We start from the raw sequence: 1,506 nt of genomic DNA, 5'->3' as shown, positions 1-1,506 counted from the left end.
CACGGGGACCTCCGCGCGTGTCGGGCGCAGGGCGTCCTGCTGCTCAACCGCGTCCTGACCGTCGAGGCCGGCGCCGCGGGCAGCCACCGTGGCAAGGGCTGGGAGGCCGTCACCGACCAGGCGGTCCGTGCCCTCGTGGCCCGCGGGACGCCCCTCGTCGCGGTGCTGTGGGGTGCGCAGGCCGCATCGGTCCGACCGCTCCTCGGCGACACCCCCGTCGTCGCGTCGGCGCACCCGAGCCCGCTCAGCGCCTCGCGGGGCTTCTTCGGCAGTCGCCCCTTCTCGCAGGTGAACGAGCTCCTGGTCGCGCAGGGCGCCGCACCGGTCGACTGGACCCTGCCCGCCGAATAGGCTCGGACCCGTGCTCGAGGAGGAATACCAGCGACGGCGGGTCCTGCCGCGACACCTGCGTGCCCCGGTGCCGGCCGAGGCCGCGTTCACGTACACGATCCGTGCGGCCGAGCCGACGGACCTCCCCGACGTCCGCGAGATCCACACGCACTACGTCCGGAACTCCTCGGTCACCTTCGACCCGACGGCGTTCACGTTCGCGGCGTGGAAGCGCCGGTACGACGAGATCCGCCGCCGCGGGCTGCCGTTCCTCGTCGCCGAGAACCCCTCCGGGCAGGTGCTCGGGTACGCGCTCGTCGACCCGTGGAACCCCCGCGACCGTTCGAACCGGGTCGTCGAGGACTCGATCTACCTGGGTGCCGCGTCCGGCGGGAAGGGGCTCGGCCGGGCACTCATGGAGGCGCTGATCGACGAGTGCCGCTCCGCCGGCGTGCGCGAGGTCGTCGCGGTCATCGCCGACCGGCAGGCCGAGGCGTCGATCCGCCTGCACGAGCGCCTCGGCTTCGAGGAGGTCGGCCGCATGGGCAAGGTCGGCTACAAGTACGACCGGTGGCTCGGTACGGTGACGATGCGGCTGCGCCTGCGCGGTCCGCGCCTGTTCGCGCGCAAGTAGCGAACGCGTCTCGGACGGGGTGGGGTCGAGGTCGCACGATCGGCCGCGTCTCGCGTGGGCTCGCGGCGCGTCGCGCGACCTGGGCGGAGCACGCGCGGCGTGTCCTGTGACCCGGCCACGGTCGGACGGGAGGCGCGGGTCGGCGCCGCACCGCGCCTCCCGTCCGCCGGCCGGTCGCGTCCCGGCCCCGCGAGGTCGCGCGATCTGCCGCTCCCGTCGCACGCACGCGGCGTGTCCCGCGACCTCGCCGACCCGCCTGCGGCGTGTCGTGCGACCTCGCTAACCCGCCTGCCGAAGCGTACGGCGTCAGGCCTGCGGCGCCTCGGCGATGAACTCGTCGCGCGTCACCCGCACCAGCTCGCCCGCCGCGGCCGACGCGCCCGCCGCGTCACCGGCGACGAGCGCCAGCCCGACCGCCTCGTGCCTGGNCGCCGCGTCGCGGGTCCAGCGCGTGATGGTGTCGCGCGACTTCGACGTGCGGGTCCCGGAGAGCGCCTCCACGGTCCCGGCAAGTGCGTGAACACGGCGTTCCCCGAACGGTC

General features: G+C 75.0%; 2 protein-coding genes. Both read left to right on the top strand.

The genetic code is table 11. The features are described 5' to 3' along the window. A partial coding sequence (locus I5E_RS10965) for a uracil-DNA glycosylase (protein ID WP_022907029.1) occupies positions 1–351 on the top strand: 351 nt, incomplete at its 5' end. A 10-nt stretch (positions 352–361) separates the two neighbouring features. After that, on the top strand, positions 362–964 hold the full coding sequence (locus tag I5E_RS10960) for a GNAT family N-acetyltransferase (protein WP_022907028.1): 603 nt from the start codon (positions 362–364) through the stop codon (positions 962–964). Positions 965–1,506: the final 542 nt, after the last annotated feature.

Origin of the sequence: Curtobacterium sp. B18 (assembly GCF_000333375.1) — a bacterium.
Classification (GTDB): Bacteria; Actinomycetota; Actinomycetes; order Actinomycetales; family Microbacteriaceae; genus Curtobacterium.
The sequence above is the reverse complement of the archived record's forward strand: the minus strand, read 5'-3'. Positions and strand labels throughout refer to the sequence as shown.